12 protein-coding genes and 1 pseudogene are annotated in these 14,241 nt (G+C 67.1%); 5 read left to right on the top strand and 8 right to left on the bottom strand.

The features are described from left to right. Positions 1 to 5: 5 nt before the first annotated feature. Entirely contained in the window at positions 6 to 2,219 is a 2,214-nt protein-coding gene (locus ACODRZ_RS22120) for a glycoside hydrolase family 3 N-terminal domain-containing protein (RefSeq protein ID WP_488972566.1), read from the bottom strand. Between the two features lie 262 nt (positions 2,220 to 2,481). After that, positions 2,482 to 3,741, bottom strand: coding sequence for an aspartate kinase (locus tag ACODRZ_RS22115; RefSeq protein WP_008832616.1), 1,260 nt, complete (start codon positions 3,739 to 3,741; stop codon positions 2,482 to 2,484). Positions 3,742 to 3,823: 82 nt separating this feature from the next. Here ACODRZ_RS22115 and ubiG point away from each other — a divergent pair, with 82 nt between their 5' ends. Then, positions 3,824 to 4,573: a bifunctional 2-polyprenyl-6-hydroxyphenol methylase/3-demethylubiquinol 3-O-methyltransferase UbiG gene (gene ubiG, locus ACODRZ_RS22110; RefSeq protein WP_488972567.1), complete on the top strand. Its 750-nt coding sequence runs from the start codon at positions 3,824 to 3,826 to the stop codon at positions 4,571 to 4,573. 133 nt (positions 4,574 to 4,706) lie between these two features. Here ubiG and ACODRZ_RS22105 read toward each other — a convergent pair whose 3' ends face one another. The 4 genes from ACODRZ_RS22105 to ACODRZ_RS22090 form a co-directional block, all read right to left on the bottom strand. After that, positions 4,707 to 5,222, bottom strand: a complete 516-nt coding sequence (locus tag ACODRZ_RS22105) for an AAA family ATPase (RefSeq protein ID WP_488972568.1) — start codon at positions 5,220 to 5,222, stop codon at positions 4,707 to 4,709. Then, on the bottom strand, positions 5,219 to 5,794 hold the full coding sequence (gene pnuC, locus ACODRZ_RS22100) for a nicotinamide riboside transporter PnuC (RefSeq protein ID WP_488972569.1): 576 nt from the start codon (positions 5,792 to 5,794) through the stop codon (positions 5,219 to 5,221). Before pnuC ends, ACODRZ_RS22105 begins: the two co-directional genes overlap by 4 nt. Before the next feature lie 55 nt (positions 5,795 to 5,849). Beyond that, the gene (locus tag ACODRZ_RS22095; protein ID WP_488972570.1) at positions 5,850 to 6,197 is read right to left on the bottom strand and encodes an arsenate reductase; all 348 of its coding nucleotides are present in this window, start codon (positions 6,195 to 6,197) and stop codon (positions 5,850 to 5,852) included. A gap of 108 nt (positions 6,198 to 6,305) precedes the next feature. After that, the gene (locus ACODRZ_RS22090) at positions 6,306 to 6,626 is read right to left on the bottom strand and encodes an antibiotic biosynthesis monooxygenase family protein (RefSeq protein ID WP_488972571.1); all 321 of its coding nucleotides are present in this window, start codon (positions 6,624 to 6,626) and stop codon (positions 6,306 to 6,308) included. A gap of 156 nt (positions 6,627 to 6,782) precedes the next feature. On the opposite strand from ACODRZ_RS22090, the gene aroC reads away from it, so the two are divergent. From aroC to ahpF, 4 genes are all read left to right on the top strand, one after another. Continuing rightward, positions 6,783 to 7,862 (top strand): chorismate synthase, encoded by a 1,080-nt coding sequence (aroC, locus tag ACODRZ_RS22085; RefSeq protein WP_488972572.1) that lies wholly within the window; start codon positions 6,783 to 6,785, stop codon positions 7,860 to 7,862. 148 nt (positions 7,863 to 8,010) lie between these two features. After that, on the top strand, positions 8,011 to 8,466 hold the full coding sequence (locus tag ACODRZ_RS22080) for a YaiI/YqxD family protein (RefSeq protein ID WP_488972573.1): 456 nt from the start codon (positions 8,011 to 8,013) through the stop codon (positions 8,464 to 8,466). A 256-nt stretch (positions 8,467 to 8,722) separates the two neighbouring features. Then, the gene (gene ahpC, locus ACODRZ_RS22075) at positions 8,723 to 9,289 is read left to right on the top strand and encodes an alkyl hydroperoxide reductase subunit C (protein WP_008831739.1); all 567 of its coding nucleotides are present in this window, start codon (positions 8,723 to 8,725) and stop codon (positions 9,287 to 9,289) included. Between the two features lie 142 nt (positions 9,290 to 9,431). Continuing rightward, complete coding sequence (gene ahpF / locus ACODRZ_RS22070; RefSeq protein WP_488972574.1) at positions 9,432 to 11,030, top strand: alkyl hydroperoxide reductase subunit F; 1,599 nt, start codon at positions 9,432 to 9,434, stop codon at positions 11,028 to 11,030. Between the two features lie 311 nt (positions 11,031 to 11,341). Here ahpF and ACODRZ_RS22065 read toward each other — a convergent pair. Together ACODRZ_RS22065 and ACODRZ_RS22060 are read right to left on the bottom strand one after the other, a co-directional pair. Beyond that, positions 11,342 to 12,820 (bottom strand): annotated as a pseudogene (locus tag ACODRZ_RS22065) (FGGY family carbohydrate kinase). A gap of 4 nt (positions 12,821 to 12,824) precedes the next feature. Further along, on the bottom strand, positions 12,825 to 14,241 hold a 1,417-nt coding region (locus tag ACODRZ_RS22060), incomplete at its 5' end, for a glycerol-3-phosphate dehydrogenase (RefSeq protein WP_488986237.1).

Here is a 14,241-nt window from a genome sequence, read left to right as displayed (position 1 = left end):
GACCCTTACTTCGCCACCGTGAAGGTCGTCGCCATGTCGGCCTTCGAACTGCCGCCGACCCACACGTCGAAGGCACTGTCATCCTGCACCCAGCCCTTGGCCGCCGCGCTCCAGTAGCGCAGGTCGTCAGCCGTCAGGGTGAACTGCATGTGCTTCGTCTCGCCCGGCGCGAGGGCAACGCGGGCGAACTTCTTGAGCTGGCGCACCGGACGCGAGGACGTGCCCACGCGCTGGTGGATGTAGAGCTGCGCCACCTCGTCGCCCGCACGCTTGCCGGTGTTGGTGAGGTCGAACGACACCGTGACCGGCTCGCCCGGCTTCACCGAGGCGCGGTCCATCGCCAGCTTTCCGTAGGAGAACGTCGTATAGCTCAGGCCATGACCGAAGGGCCAGGCCGGCGAATTGTCCTCGTTCCAGTAGCGCTTGTCGGCGGTCGCGGGCTGGTGCGAGGGCAGGTAGGCATAAGTATAAGGCGCCTGTGCCGCGCTGCGAATCCAGCTGAAGGGCAGCTTGCCGCCGGGATTGGCGTCGCCGAGCAGCAGGTTGGCGACGGCATTGCCGCCTTCGGAGCCCGGATACCAAGCCTCCAGCACCGCGCCGGGCTTCGCATCACCGAGGCTCAGCGGACGGCCGTTGACCAGCACCACGACCACCGGCTTGCCCGTGGCGATCACCGCGTCGAGCAGTTCCTGCTGATGGCCCGGCAGCTTGAGGTCCGAACGCGAGGCGAATTCGCCCGCCATGTTCTGCGCCTCGCCCAGCACCATGACGGCGACGTCCGATGCCTTGGCAAGTTCGATCGCCCTGGCCAGTTCCGCCTTCTCGTCGATCGCGGGATGCTCGCCGGGCTTGTTCATCGCGTCGAAGAACGAAGGGTTCTTGCGGGTAGGCCATGCCGTTCCGGTCGCATATTCCACCTTCACGCCCGCACCCAGCTTGGCGCGCAGGCCCGCAAGGACGCTGACGCCCTCCGGCTTGTTGGAGGAGAACACCCAGGGGCCGAGCATGTCGTGGCCCGCATCGCCGAGCGGCCCGATCACCGCCACCGACTTGAGCTTGCTGCGGTCCAGCGGCAGCAGCCCGCCCGCATTGGCCAGCAGCACCGCCGACCGCTCGGCCGCGATCCGCGCGACTTCGCGGTGCGCGGGATCGTCGAAGGCCCTGGGCACCGCCTTGGGATCGACATAAGGCTTGTCGAACAGGCCGAGGCGATACTTGGTCTCGAGCAAACGCAGCACCGGGCCGTCGAGCGCGCTTTCGGCCACTTCGCCGCCCTTCACCGCATCGACCAGCGAAAGCATCGGCGAGGGATTGCTGGGCACCGTCATGGCAAGGTCCATGCCCGCCTCCAGCGCGCGCACGGCGGCCTGCTTCGGGCTGCCCGCCATGCCCTGCTTTTCCAGAGAATCGACGCCGTTGGCATCGCTCACCACGAAGCCCTTGAAGCCCCATTCCTTGCGCAGCACATCGGTCAGCAGCCACGTGTTCGCCGCCGCCGGAACGCCGTTGAGGCCCATGTAGGCGCTCATGATATTGCCCGCGCCTGCATCGAGCGCGGCCTTGAATGGGGGCAGGTAGGTGTTGCGCAGCTGGTTCTCGGACAAGTCCACCTCATCGTAGTCACGCCCGCCGAACGAGGCGCCGTAGCCGACGAAGTGCTTGGGGCCGGACAGCACGTGGCCCGGCGTACCGATGGCCCCGCCCTGGAAGCCGCGCACCTGTGCCGCCGCCATCGCCGCGCCGAGCACCGGGTCCTCGCCCGCACCCTCGACCATGCGGCCCCAGCGCGGGTCCATGGTGATGTCGACCATCGGCGCGAAGGTCCAGTTGATGCCCACTGCGCGCGCTTCCGATGCCGCGACGGCTTGGCCGCGCTCCGCCGTCGCCGGGTCCCACGACGCGGCCATGGCGATCGGCACCGGCATGATCGTGTGCAGCCCGTGGATCACGTCGTAGCCGATCAGCAGCGGGATGCCGAGGCGGGTCTTCTTCACCGCCAGTTCCTGCAGCTTGTTGATGCGCACCGGATCGGTGACGAACAGCATCGAGCCGACCTCGCCCTTCGCGATCGAGGCATCGATGTTCACCGCCGTCGTCTTCGGATCCGCCACCGTGGCCCCGCCGAAGTCGAAATACTGAACGAGCTGGCCCGCCTTCTCCTCCAGCGTCATCCGCTTGAGCATCGCTTCCGCGCGCGCCCGTGCCTCGGCCTCGGTCATGACTTTCGCCTCTTTGGCAACGACCGGTGCGGCTGCCACAGGAGCCAGCGACGAAGTCAGGGCCAGGGCAAGTACCATTCGGGAAAGGCGCAAGGTCGATTACTCCGTTGAATGCTGATCAGCATACTTGTGCACGCGCCCTATCGGGCTTTCGCCGTTATGACAGCGCTGTATCCGACGCGCGGATAGCCGAATTGAAAAAAGGCGGCGCTTGCCGCGCCGCCTTTTTTCAATTCTTCGCGGGTACGCGAGAGCGCCGCGATCAGGCGGCCGCGTCGAGCCCGTAAGCGGTGTGCAGCACGCGCACGGCCAGTTCGGTCTCATCGGTGTCGATCAGGACCGAGACCTTGATCTCGCTGGTCGAGATGGCGATGATGTTGATGCCGCGATCGGCCAGCGTCTTGAACATCGTCGCCGCAACGCCCGCGTGGCTGCGCATGCCCACGCCCACGACGCTGATCTTCGCCACGTTGCCCTCGGCGATCATGCGGTAGTAGCCGATGGCCTCCTTGCGCTCTTCCAGCAGCGCCTGCGCGCGGGCGAGGTCGGCCTGCGGGACCGTGAAGGTCACGTCGGTCTCGCCCTTGTCCTTGGCGACGTTCTGGATGATCATGTCGACGTTGATGTTCGAATCCGCGAGCGGCGCGAAGATCGACGCCACCGCGCCCGGACGGTCGGCGATGCGGGTCAGGGTGATCTTGGCTTCGTTCTTGTCGGCAGCGATGCCGGTGATCAGCTGGCGTTCCATGTCGCTTCCTTCAAGCTCTTCGTCACTGACGATCAGGGTTCCGGGGATGGTATCGGCGGCGGGCGCGTTCTCGTCGATGAACGAGGACAGCACCTGCACGCGCACGTTCTCCTTCATGGCGAGGGAGACCGAGCGGGTCTGCAGCACCTTGGAGCCGACCGAGGCCAGTTCCAGCATTTCCTCATAAGTCACCAGCGGCAGCTTGCGCGCCTTGGCGACGATGCGCGGGTCGGTGGTGTAGACGCCGTCGACGTCGGTATAGATGTCGCAGCGGTCTGCCTTCACCGCCGCCGCCACGGCCACCGCCGAAGTGTCCGAGCCGCCGCGCCCCAGCGTGGTCACGCGGTTGTCGGGCGAAACGCCCTGGAAACCGGGGATCACGGCGATCTGGCCCGACGCCATCGAGGCGATCAGCGCTTCGGCGTCGATGTCCTCGATGCGGGCCTTGGCGTGGGCGTCGTCGGTCTTGATCGGCACCTGCCAGCCCAGCCACGAGCGCGCCTTGCAGCCCATCGACTGCAGCGTCAGCGCGAGGAGCCCGGACGTGACCTGCTCGCCCGAGGCGACGACGACGTCGTATTCGGCGGGATCGTAGAGCGCATCGGCTTCACGGCAGAAGTTGACGAGGCGGTCGGTCTCGCCCGCCATCGCGGAGACGACCACGGCCACTTCGTGCCCGGCTTCCTGCTGGCGTTTGACGATACCCGCCACGCGCCGGATGCGCTCGGACCCGGCCATGGAAGTGCCGCCGAATTTCATCACGATACGTGCCAAGGCGCCGTTGCTCCCCTGCGAAAAGACCGGCGCGACATGCCCCGGTGTGGATAAGAGTCGGCGGCGCTGTTAGGGGGGGATCATGGACAATGCAACTGCCTCTCTTCCCGCTTCGCGCGCAACAATCGATCCGAAGGAGGCCGCGCACTTCGGCGCCCTCGCCGCCGAGTGGTGGGATCCGAAGGGCACTTCGGCGATGCTGCACAAGCTGAACCCGGTGCGCCTCGGCTTCATCCGCGAGGCGATCGACGGGCATTTCGGCACCGATTCGCGCGGGCTCAGGCCGCTGGCGGGCAAGCGCGCGCTCGACGCCGGATGCGGCGCGGGCCTGCTGTGCGAGCCGCTGGCGCGCATGGGCGCGGCGGTGACGGGCGTGGACGCCGCCCCCGAAAACGCCGCCGCCGCGCGCGCCCATGCCGAGGCGGGCGGGCTGGCGATCGACTACCGCGCGGGCGAACTGGGATCGCTGGGCCTGACCGGCTACGACCTCGTCTGCTCGCTGGAGGTGATCGAACACGTCACCGACAAGGCCGCCTTCATCGGTGACCTGTCCGCTGCGCTGGCGGACGACGGGCTGATGATCCTCTCCTGCCCCAACCGCACCGCCCGCTCGCGCGTGCTGCTGGTCGAGGCGGCAGAGCGGCTCGGCCATGTTCCTAAGGGCACGCACGAATGGAGCCAGTTCGTGACGCCTGATGAACTGCGCGAGCTTGCGGACGGCGCCGGGCTGGAACTGGGCACGCCGCGCGGCATCGCTTGGTCGCCGCTCAAGGGGCTGCACCTGTCCGACGATCTGGCGCTGAACTTCATCGCGACGGCGCGGAAGAAGTAAGCATCCTCCCTGTTCCGCAGGAATGGGGAGGTGGCAGCGCGTAGCGCTGACGGAGGGGTTTCTCCCCCTCCACCACCGACTGCGTCGGCGGTCCCCCTCCCCATCGCTTCGCGACAGGGAGGATTCGGGGACCTTACCCCAGCAACCCCTCGATCGCCGCTACCGCCTTCGCCTCACGCTCGGCCCAGGTTCCGGCGATACGCACGAACGCCACCCCCGCACGCACCAGCATCTCCTCAGCCAGTGCGGCAAAGCGGGCGCGGGTGTCGTCGGTGCCGAAGAAGCGGGTGCCGTCCTCCTGCCAGGGCACGTCGGGCTCGAACAGCAGGTAGAGGTCGGCCTTGGGATAGGCCAGCAGCGCTTCGGGCACTTCGCCGAACAGCATCTGCGCCCAGGCCGCGGTCATCAACTGGTCGGTGTCGAACAGCAGCACCGGCGCGCCGTCATCGTCCGACAGCGCCCGGCGGTTGTGCCGGGCCTGCCCCTCGGCGATGACGAGAAGGTCGGTCATCGTCAGGTCGATACCGTTTTCCTCGCAGTAGGTGCGGCCGTACTCCGGCACGAAAGGCCAGCCGCGCGTGACGAGCAGGCGCTCGCACAGCACCGACTTGCCGGTGCTCTCGGCGCCATGGAGGCAGACGGTCTTCATGCCTGCGTCCTGTAGGCGACGATCCATTCGCGCAAGGCCAGCACCGACATCAGGAGAAATACGACGTAGAGCCCCGCCGTCGCCCACAAGTCCTTGTGAACATAGACCGCGATCGAGGCCACATCGACGGCGATCCACAGCACCCAGTTCTCGATCCGGCGGAACGCGAGCAGGATCTGCGCGGCGATGCTGGCCCCCGCGATCGCGGTGTCGGCGTAAGGGAGCGAGGCGTCGGTGAAGCGGTGCATCACCCAGCCGAGGTTGAGCGCCAGCGCTGCGGTGGCGGTCAGCCAGACGACCCGGCTGAGGTTGCTCAGCACGCGAACGGGCACGCGGTCGTCGCTCTCGCCGCCGGTCTTCGCCGCGCGCAGCCAGAGCACCCAGCTCCAGCCCTGCGCCACGAAGAAGAAGACCTGCAGCCCCGCCTCGCCGTAGAGCTTCGCCTCGAAGAACACGGCGACGTAGAGCGCGACCATGGCCATGCCGAACGGATAGTTCCACACACTGCGCCGCACCAGCAGCGCAATGTTGGCAAGACCCAGCGCGGCCGCGATCCATTCGACGGTGTTCATTGCCCCGACAGCCCCCGAAACAGTCCCCGAATCAGGCCCCGATCAGGCCCCCAGATCAGACGAGCGCCGCCGCCCATTCCGGCTCCTTGAAGCCGACGAGCACGCCGCCGGGATGCTCCGCCACCGGCCGCTTGATCATGCTGGGATTGGCGACCATCAGCGCGATCGCCTTTTCGGCGTCGAGGTCGGCCTTGTCGGCATCGGGCAGCTTGCGAAAGGTGGTCCCGGCGCGGTTCAGCACCTTGTCCAGCCCGGCGGCGTCGATCCACGCCGCGAGCTTTTCAGGGTCCGCGCCTTCCTTCTTGTAGTCGTGGAACGTGTACGCGATCCCCTTCGCGTCGAGCCAGACGCGCGCCTTCTTCACCGTGTCGCAATTGGGGATGCCGTAGAACTCGATCGCCATGCCGTACCTGTCGTCCTGAAACGCAGGCACAATTTATGGTAAAGAGCCCGCTTCAAAGGCGGCGATACACCAAGCCAGGCGCGCTGCCTACCGGCAAGCGGCGCAGTTTTACCCCGGAAGCGCGGCCTTCATGTCGAAGCGGTGCACGCGCGGCATGTCGCACGTGTAGAGCGTGTAGCTCTCGTAATACTCCGCGCGCCCGCGCCGCTGGACCATGAGATGCTCGGCATTGCGCGACCAGGCCGCGGCGTGCTCGGCCGTCTCCCATTCCGACATCGACAGCACTTCGCCGTCGTCGGCCGTATAACTGCGGAACAGCAGGAATCCGGGCTGCTCGGCGGCCGATGCCTCCATGGCGACGGCGTCGTGGATATAGGCGTCAACGTCGATATCGGCGCGCTTGCGGTTGCGGAAAATGACAAGGAACATGGCTGCTCCCTGCATCGATACAATCGGTTGCACAAGTGATCAAAAGCACCATTGTGACTTGCGATTTGTCCCGCTTCGGGAAGATCGCAGCCGCTTCGGCCACAATGCGCGCTCCACTGGACAAATCGCGCGATTCCCGACAAGGCGCGAGGCACCATGAGCATGAACAGCTTCGGCCGCCTCTTCCGCTTCACCACCTGGGGTGAGAGCCACGGACCCGCCATCGGCGCCGTCGTCGACGGGTGCCCGCCGGGCCTCGCCATCGACGAGGGCGTGATCCAGCCCTTCCTCGACGCGCGCCGTCCCGGCCAGTCGAAGTTCACCACCCAGCGGCAGGAGCCGGACCAGGTCCGCATCCTCTCGGGCGTGTTCGAAGGGCGCACGACCGGAACCCCGATCAGCCTGATGATCGAGAACGTCGACCAGCGTTCCAAGGATTATTCCGAGGTCGCGGTCGCCTATCGCCCCGGCCATGCCGACTATGCCTACGACGCCAAGTACGGCTTCCGCGACTATCGCGGCGGCGGGCGCTCCTCGGCGCGCGAGACCGCCAGCCGCGTGGCGGCGGGCGCGGTGGCGCGTCTGGTGATCCCCGAGGTCAAGATCCTCGCCTACGTCTCCGAGATCGGCGGCGACATGATCGATCCGGGCAAGTTCGACGAGGCCGAGATCGCCAACAATCCGTTCTTCTGCCCCGACGCGGCGGCCGCCGTGCGCTGGGAGAAGATCGTGGATGATGCCCGCAAGTCCGGCTCGTCGGTCGGCGCGGTGGTGGAATGCTACGCCAGCGGCGTGCCCGCAGGCTGGGGCGCCCCGCTCTACGCCAAGCTCGATGCCGATCTTGCGGCGGCGATGATGGGCATCAACGCGGTCAAGGGCGTCGAGATCGGCGACGGCTTCGCCGCCGCGCGCCTCTCCGGCGAACAGAATGCCGACCCGATGCGGCCTAATGCGGAAGGTCCCGACGGCGCGCCGGAGTTCCTGGCGAACCACGCAGGCGGTATCGCGGGCGGCATCTCCACCGGCCAGCCGGTCACCTGCCGCGTGGCGTTCAAGCCGACCAGCTCGATCCTCACCCCGCAGCAGACCATCACCCGCGACGGCGAGGCAGCCGAGATGTTCACCAAGGGCCGCCACGACCCCTGCGTCGGCATTCGCGGCGTGCCGGTGGTCGAGGCGATGATGGCGCTGGTGCTGGCCGACCACAAGCTGCTCCACCGCGGCCAGTGCGGTTGATTGGCCGGTTGATTAGGCAGAATCCTCCCTGTTGCGAAGCAATGGGGAGGTGGCAGCCCGCAGGGCTGACGGAGGGGGCTTCAACCCCTCCACCACCGACTGCGTCGGCGGTCCCCCTCCCCATTCCTGCGGAACAGGGAGGATTTGCGTGCGCATCCTGATCGACGCCGACGCCTGCCCGGTGAAGGAGGAGACCTACAAGGTCGCCCTGCGCCACAAGGTGCCGGTGGTCGTCGTCAGCAACAGCCCGATCCGGGTGCCGCAAAGCACGCTGATCTCGCGCAAGGTCGTAAGCGACGCCTTCGACGCAGCCGACGACTGGATCGTCGAAAATACGGATGCAACCTCGGTGGTGATCACCGCCGACATTCTCCTCGCCGACCGCTGTCTGAAGCTGGGCGCGAGCGTGGTGGCGCCCAACGGCAAGCCCTTTACCACCAGTTCGATCGGCAGCGCCATCGCCACCCGCGCGATCATGGCGGACTTGCGCGCGGGCGGTGACGTCATCGGCGGACCGCCGCCGTTTGCGAAGCAGGACCGCTCGCGGTTTCTCTCGGCGCTGGACGAAGTGCTGGTGCGGTTGCTGAGAGCACCCCGAACCTGAGGTCGCGTCTAGCGGAGGGGGCTTCGACAAGCTCAGCCTGAGCGGAGTTGAAAGCAAGTCTTTGAAACCCGCTCAGGCTGAGCTTGTCGAAGCCCCATCGGCACAAACCACATCTCATCGACAGAGCCGCACAATCCGTCTCCGATTGATCGCCTGAACCGATGAGCCCAATCGGATCATCGTGCTTACAATCGTCACACCCCCGGCCTATCTGAGCTTCACCAGTTTCAACCACCCAACTGAGGGAATTACATCCATGGGTATCGTCGGCAGCACCATCAAGCCGTTCAAGAACACCGCCTTCCAGGCCGGTAAGGACTTCTTCGACGTCACCGAAGGCGACATCGCGGGCAAGTGGGCCGTGTTCTTCTTCTACCCGGCGGACTTCACCTTCGTGTGCCCGACCGAGCTGGAAGACCTCGCCGGTGAATACGCGACGCTTCAGGGCCTCGGCGTCGAAGTGTTCGGCGTTTCGACCGACACGCACTTCAGCCACAAGGCATGGCACGACACCTCGGACGCCATCGGCAAGTGCACCTACGCCTTCCTTGGCGACCAGAACCACAACCTTGCCAACAACTTCGGCGTGCTGCGCGAAGGCGTCGGCCTTGCTGACCGCGCGACCTTCGTTGTCGATCCGGACGGCGTGATCCAGCTGGTCGAAATCACCCCCGAGGGCGTGGGCCGCAACGCCAAGGAACTGGTCCGCAAGATCAAGGCCGCCAAGTACTGGCGCGAGCACCCCGGCCAGGTCTGCCCGGCCAAGTGGGAAGAAGGCGAAGCAACGCTCGCTCCCTCGCTCGACCTCGTCGGCAAGATCTAAGACCCGCGCGACACCTTAGGGTCGCGTACTGACGGTGTGCGGCCCGGGGCTCCCTCTCCCCGGAGCCGCACCCTGTGCGCCTTTCGCGGACCCGGACCCCGGACCGCCCCGTTCACACCGAAATCCCAAAGGACCCAAGACAATGCTCGACGCCAACCTGAAGCAACAGCTCTCGCAATACCTCGGCATGCTGCGCGAGCCGATCGAGCTCGTCGCCTCCCTTGGCGATGACGCAAAGTCCACCGAGACCCGCGAGCTGCTGACCACCATCGCCTCGCTCTCGGACAAGGTCACCGCCACTTTCGACGGCGACGACACGCGCCGCCCCAGTTTCATCATCCGCCGCGCCAGCGACGCGAGCGCATGGGTGCGCTTTGCGGGCCTGCCGCTCGGCCATGAATTCACCTCGCTCGTCCTCGCCCTGCTGTGGACCGGCGGCCACCCGCCCAAGGTCTCGGACGAAGTTCTGGAGCAGGCCAAGGCGCTCGAAGGCTCGCTGACGTTCGAGATGTACTTCTCGCTCTCGTGCCACAACTGCCCCGACGTGGTGCAGGCGCTGACGCTGATCGCGCTCAACAACCCGCACGCCGACGTGACGCTGATCGAAGGCGGCACGTTCCAGGCCGAAGTCGAGGAGCGCGGCGTGATGGCCGTGCCCGCCGTCTTCCTGAACGGCGCGATGTGGGGTTCGGGCAAGATGAGCATCGAGGAAATCCTCGGCAAGCTCGACAGCGGCGCGGACGCCAAGGCCGCTGCCAAGCTGGCCGAGAAGAAGCCTTTCGAAGTGCTCGTCGTCGGCGGTGGTCCCGCTGGTGCCGCCGCGTCGGTCTACACCGCCCGCAAGGGTTTCAGCACCGGGATCGCGGCTGAACGTTTCGGCGGTCAGGTGCAGGACACCATGGGCATCGAGAACTTCATCTCGGTCCCCTACACCGAAGGCCCCAAGCTCGCCGCCGCGCTGGAATCGCACGTCGCTGAATACGACATCGACGTGATGAACCTGCAGCGCGCCGAGAAGCTGATCCCGGCCAGCGAAGTCGGCGGCTACCACGAGGTCGTGTTCGCCAACGGAGCTTCGCTGAAAGCCCGCTCCGTAGTGCTGACCACCGGCGCGCGCTGGCGGAACCTCGGCGTCCCCGGTGAGGCCGAGTACAAGAACAAGGGCGTGGCCTATTGCCCGCACTGCGACGGTCCACTGTTCAAGGGCAAGCGCGTGGCGGTGATCGGCGGCGGCAACTCGGGCGTCGAAGCGGCGATCGACCTTGCCAACATCGTCGGCCACGTGACGCTGATCGAATTCGACGCCAAGCTGCGCGCCGACCAGGTGCTGGTCGACAAGCTGAAGTCGATGAAGAACGTCGACATCTTCACCAGCGCCCAGACCACCGAGGTCGAAGGCGACGGCGAGAAGGTCAACGCGCTGGTCTACAAGGACCGCAACACGGGTGAAGAGCGCAAGGTCGAGCTGGAAGGCGTGTTCGTCCAGATCGGTCTGGTGCCCAACACCGAGTGGCTCAAGGACTCGGGTGTCGAACTGTCGGGCCGCGGCGAAATCGTCATCGACGAGAAGGCCGCCACCAACCTGCCGGGCGTCTTCGCGGCGGGCGACGTGACCACGGTGCCTTACAAGCAGATCATCATCGCCATGGGCGAAGGGTCGAAGGCGGCGCTTTCCGCGTTCGACTATCTGATCCGCAACGAGGCTCCCGAGGAGATCGCGCAGGCGGCTCAGGCGGCCTGACCGACGCTGAGGTTATAACGAGAGGCGGGCGGGGATCGTAAGATTCCCGCCCGTTTTCGTGGGCGGATGGGGCTTCGACAAGCTCAGCCTGAGCGGGTTTGAGAGAACACCTCTAAAACCGCTCAGGCTGAGCTTGTCGAAGCCCCCGCGCGCAGGGCACACCTTCGTCATCCCAGCGAAGGCTGGGACCGCTGGCCTGTTACGACCAACTATCGTCAAGAAGCCCTGCCGAGGGTTGGGTTTTATGGGGCCAGCGGTCCCAGCCTTCGCTGGGATGACGGGGTTTGAACGACGGGCGTTTGAACGAAGCCTTACCCCACCCCGTCGATATGCCGCTTCAACCCCGCCTGCCACATCGCGATCCGGCCTTCGCGCACCGCCTCGGCCATATCCGGCACGAACCGCTTCGACGCGCTGCCCATCGCCACCGCGTCCTCCAGCGAGGCATGGAGCCCGACGCCAACCCCTGCCAGCATCGCCGCACCAAGCGCGGTCGTCTCAATGTCCGCAGGTCGCTCCACCGGCAGCGCGAGCACGTCGGCGAGATCCTGCGCCATCCAGTCGTTAGCGCTCATCCCGCCGTCGATGCGCAGCGAGGTCCATGCAGCACCGTCGGCGGCGAAGGCGGCCTGCAGATCGTGGCACTGGTGCGCCATCGATTCCATCGCCGCGCGCACGATATGCGCCCGGCTGGTCCCCTGCGTCAGCCCGGTGACGACGCCCTTCGCATCCGGCTGCCAGTGCGGCGCGCCCAGCCCGGCCAGCGCAGGCAGGAACAGCACCCCTCCGTTGTCCGCCACCGCGCGGGCAAGCGTCTCGCTCTCCGCTGCGGTGCGGATCACGCCGAGTTCGTCGCGCAGCCACTTGATGAGGCTCCCCGCCACGAAGATCGAGCCTTCCAGCGCATACGTCCGCCGCCCGTCCTGCTGGCACAGCACGGTGCCGAGCAGACGGTGCGAGGAACGCGGCAAAGTCTCGCCCATGTTGGTGAGGATGAAGGCGCCGGTGCCGAAAGTGGCCTTGGTCTGACCCGCCTTGAGGCAGTGCTGGCCGATCGTCGCCGCCTGCTGGTCGCCCGCGAGCCCGCTGATCGGGATCGGCGCGCCAAGCAGTTGGGGATCGCAAGTGCCCACCGTCCCCGCGGTATCGACGATCCGGCCCAGCGCACCGCGCGGCACCCCGAACAGACCGAGCAGGTCGTCATCCCAGTCCGCGCCGTCCAGCGCCATCAACTGCGTCCGGCTGGCATTGCTGGCGTCAGTGACATGCAAGCCCCCGGTCAGCTTCCAGACCAGCCAGCTCTCCACCGTCCCCAGCGCCAGCCGCTCGCCCAAGGCGCGCGCCTCGGGCACATTATCGAGCACCCAGCGCATCTTGGTGCCGGAGAAATAGGGATCGACGACGAGGCCCGTCCGCTCCTGCAGCATCGCTTCATGGCCGCCGTCGCGCAGCGTGGCGCACATCTCGGCGGTGCGGCGGTCCTGCCAGACGATGGCGCGGGTGATCGGCTCGCCGGTCTGGCGATCCCAGGCCACCACCGTCTCGCGCTAGTTGGTGATGCCGAGCGCGGCGATGCGGTCCGCGCCGCCCATCTTGGCGATCACCTCGCGCGCACAGGCGAAGGTCTTGTCCCAGATCTCGGCGGCATCGTGCTCGACGCGGCCGGGGGCGGGATAATGCTGTGTCAGTTCCTTCTGCGCGACGTGCAGGACCCTACCGTCCGCGCCGTAGACGATCGCGCGGGTCGAGGTGGTCCCTTCGTCGAGGACCAGAATGTGTTCGCCGTTCACTTGCTCACTCACCCATGTATGTTTTCAGTCGCGCCGCTTGTGCCGCGTCGAGCCTGAGGCCCAGCTTGGTGCGGCGCCACAGCACATCCTCGGCCGTCAGCGCCCATTCGTTGGCCCTGAGGTAATCGACTTCCGCCCCGGTCAGGCCGTGGCCGAAGTCCTCGCCCGGGTCCATCGCCAGCCATTCCCGCGCCTTCGTGCCATAGGCCCGCGCCACGCGGTCCACCGTCGCCGCATCGAGGCGCGGGTAGTCGCGCGCGAGGTCGGCCTTCAGCGCATCGATCGCACCCATCGCGAAGTCGCCGCCGGGCAGCGGCGCGGTGGCGGTCCAGTCCTTGCCGGACAGCGCCGGGACCAGCGGCTGCAGCTTCTCCACCGCATCCTTGGCGAGATGGCGATACGTCGTGATCTTGCCGCCGAACACCGAGAGGAACGGCGCGCCGCCCTCCCCGTCCAGATCGAGGTCGAAGTCGTAGCCGCGCGTCGCCGCCTCAGGCTTGCCGGAGCCGTCGTCCACCAGCGGGCGCACGCCGGAGTAGGTCCACACCACGTCGGCGGGGGTGATCGACTTCGCGAAGTAGGCGTTGGCCGCCTCGCACAAGTAGGCGATCTCCTCCTCGCTCGCCTTCACCTCGCTCAACGGGCCGGTGTGGTCGCGGTCGGTGGTGCCGATCAGGGTGAAGTCGTGCTGGTAGGGGATCGCGAAGAAGATGCGCCCGTCGGGGATCTGGAAGAAGTAGGCGTAAGGATGCTCGAACAGGCGCGGCACGACGATGTGCGAGCCGCGCACCAGCCGCATCGCGCGTTTCGTCCGCTCACCGGCGCGGCCGACGAGGTCGAGCACCGAGGGGCCTGCTGCGTTCACCACCGCCTTCGCGCGGAAGGTGCCGCCAGTGGTATGGATGGTCCAGACGCCGCCCTCGCGCTCCAGCTTCTGAACGCCGGTGCGGGTCAGGATCGTCGCGCCCCGGTCCGCCGCGTCGCGGGCGTTCAGGACCACCAGCCGCGCATCGTCCACCCAGCCGTCGGAATAGACGAAAGCCTTGCCGAACCCCGGCTTGAGCGGTTTGCCCGCCGAGTGCCGGTGCAGGTCAATGGACTCCGTGGCGGGCAGCGCCTTGCGACCGCCGATGTGGTCGTAGAGGAACAGGCCGAGGCGCAGCAGCCAGCGCGGGCGCAGGCCCTGCACATGCGGCAGCACGAAGCGCATCGGGTGGATGATGTGCGGGGCGATCTTCCACAGCCGCTCGCGCTCGGTCAGCGCCTCGCGCACGAGGGCGAACTCGTAGTGCTCCAGATAGCGCAGGCCGCCGTGGATCAGCTTGGTCGAGGCGGACGAGGTGCCGCCGGCCAGGTCGCCCTGCTCCAGCACCAGCACCTTCGCCCCGCGCCCGGGGGGGGGGGGGGGGGGGGGGGGGGGG

It is taken from the genome of Novosphingobium sp. FG90, assembly GCF_057808725.1.
The sequence above is the reverse complement of the archived record's forward strand: the minus strand, read 5'-3'. Positions and strand labels throughout refer to the sequence as shown.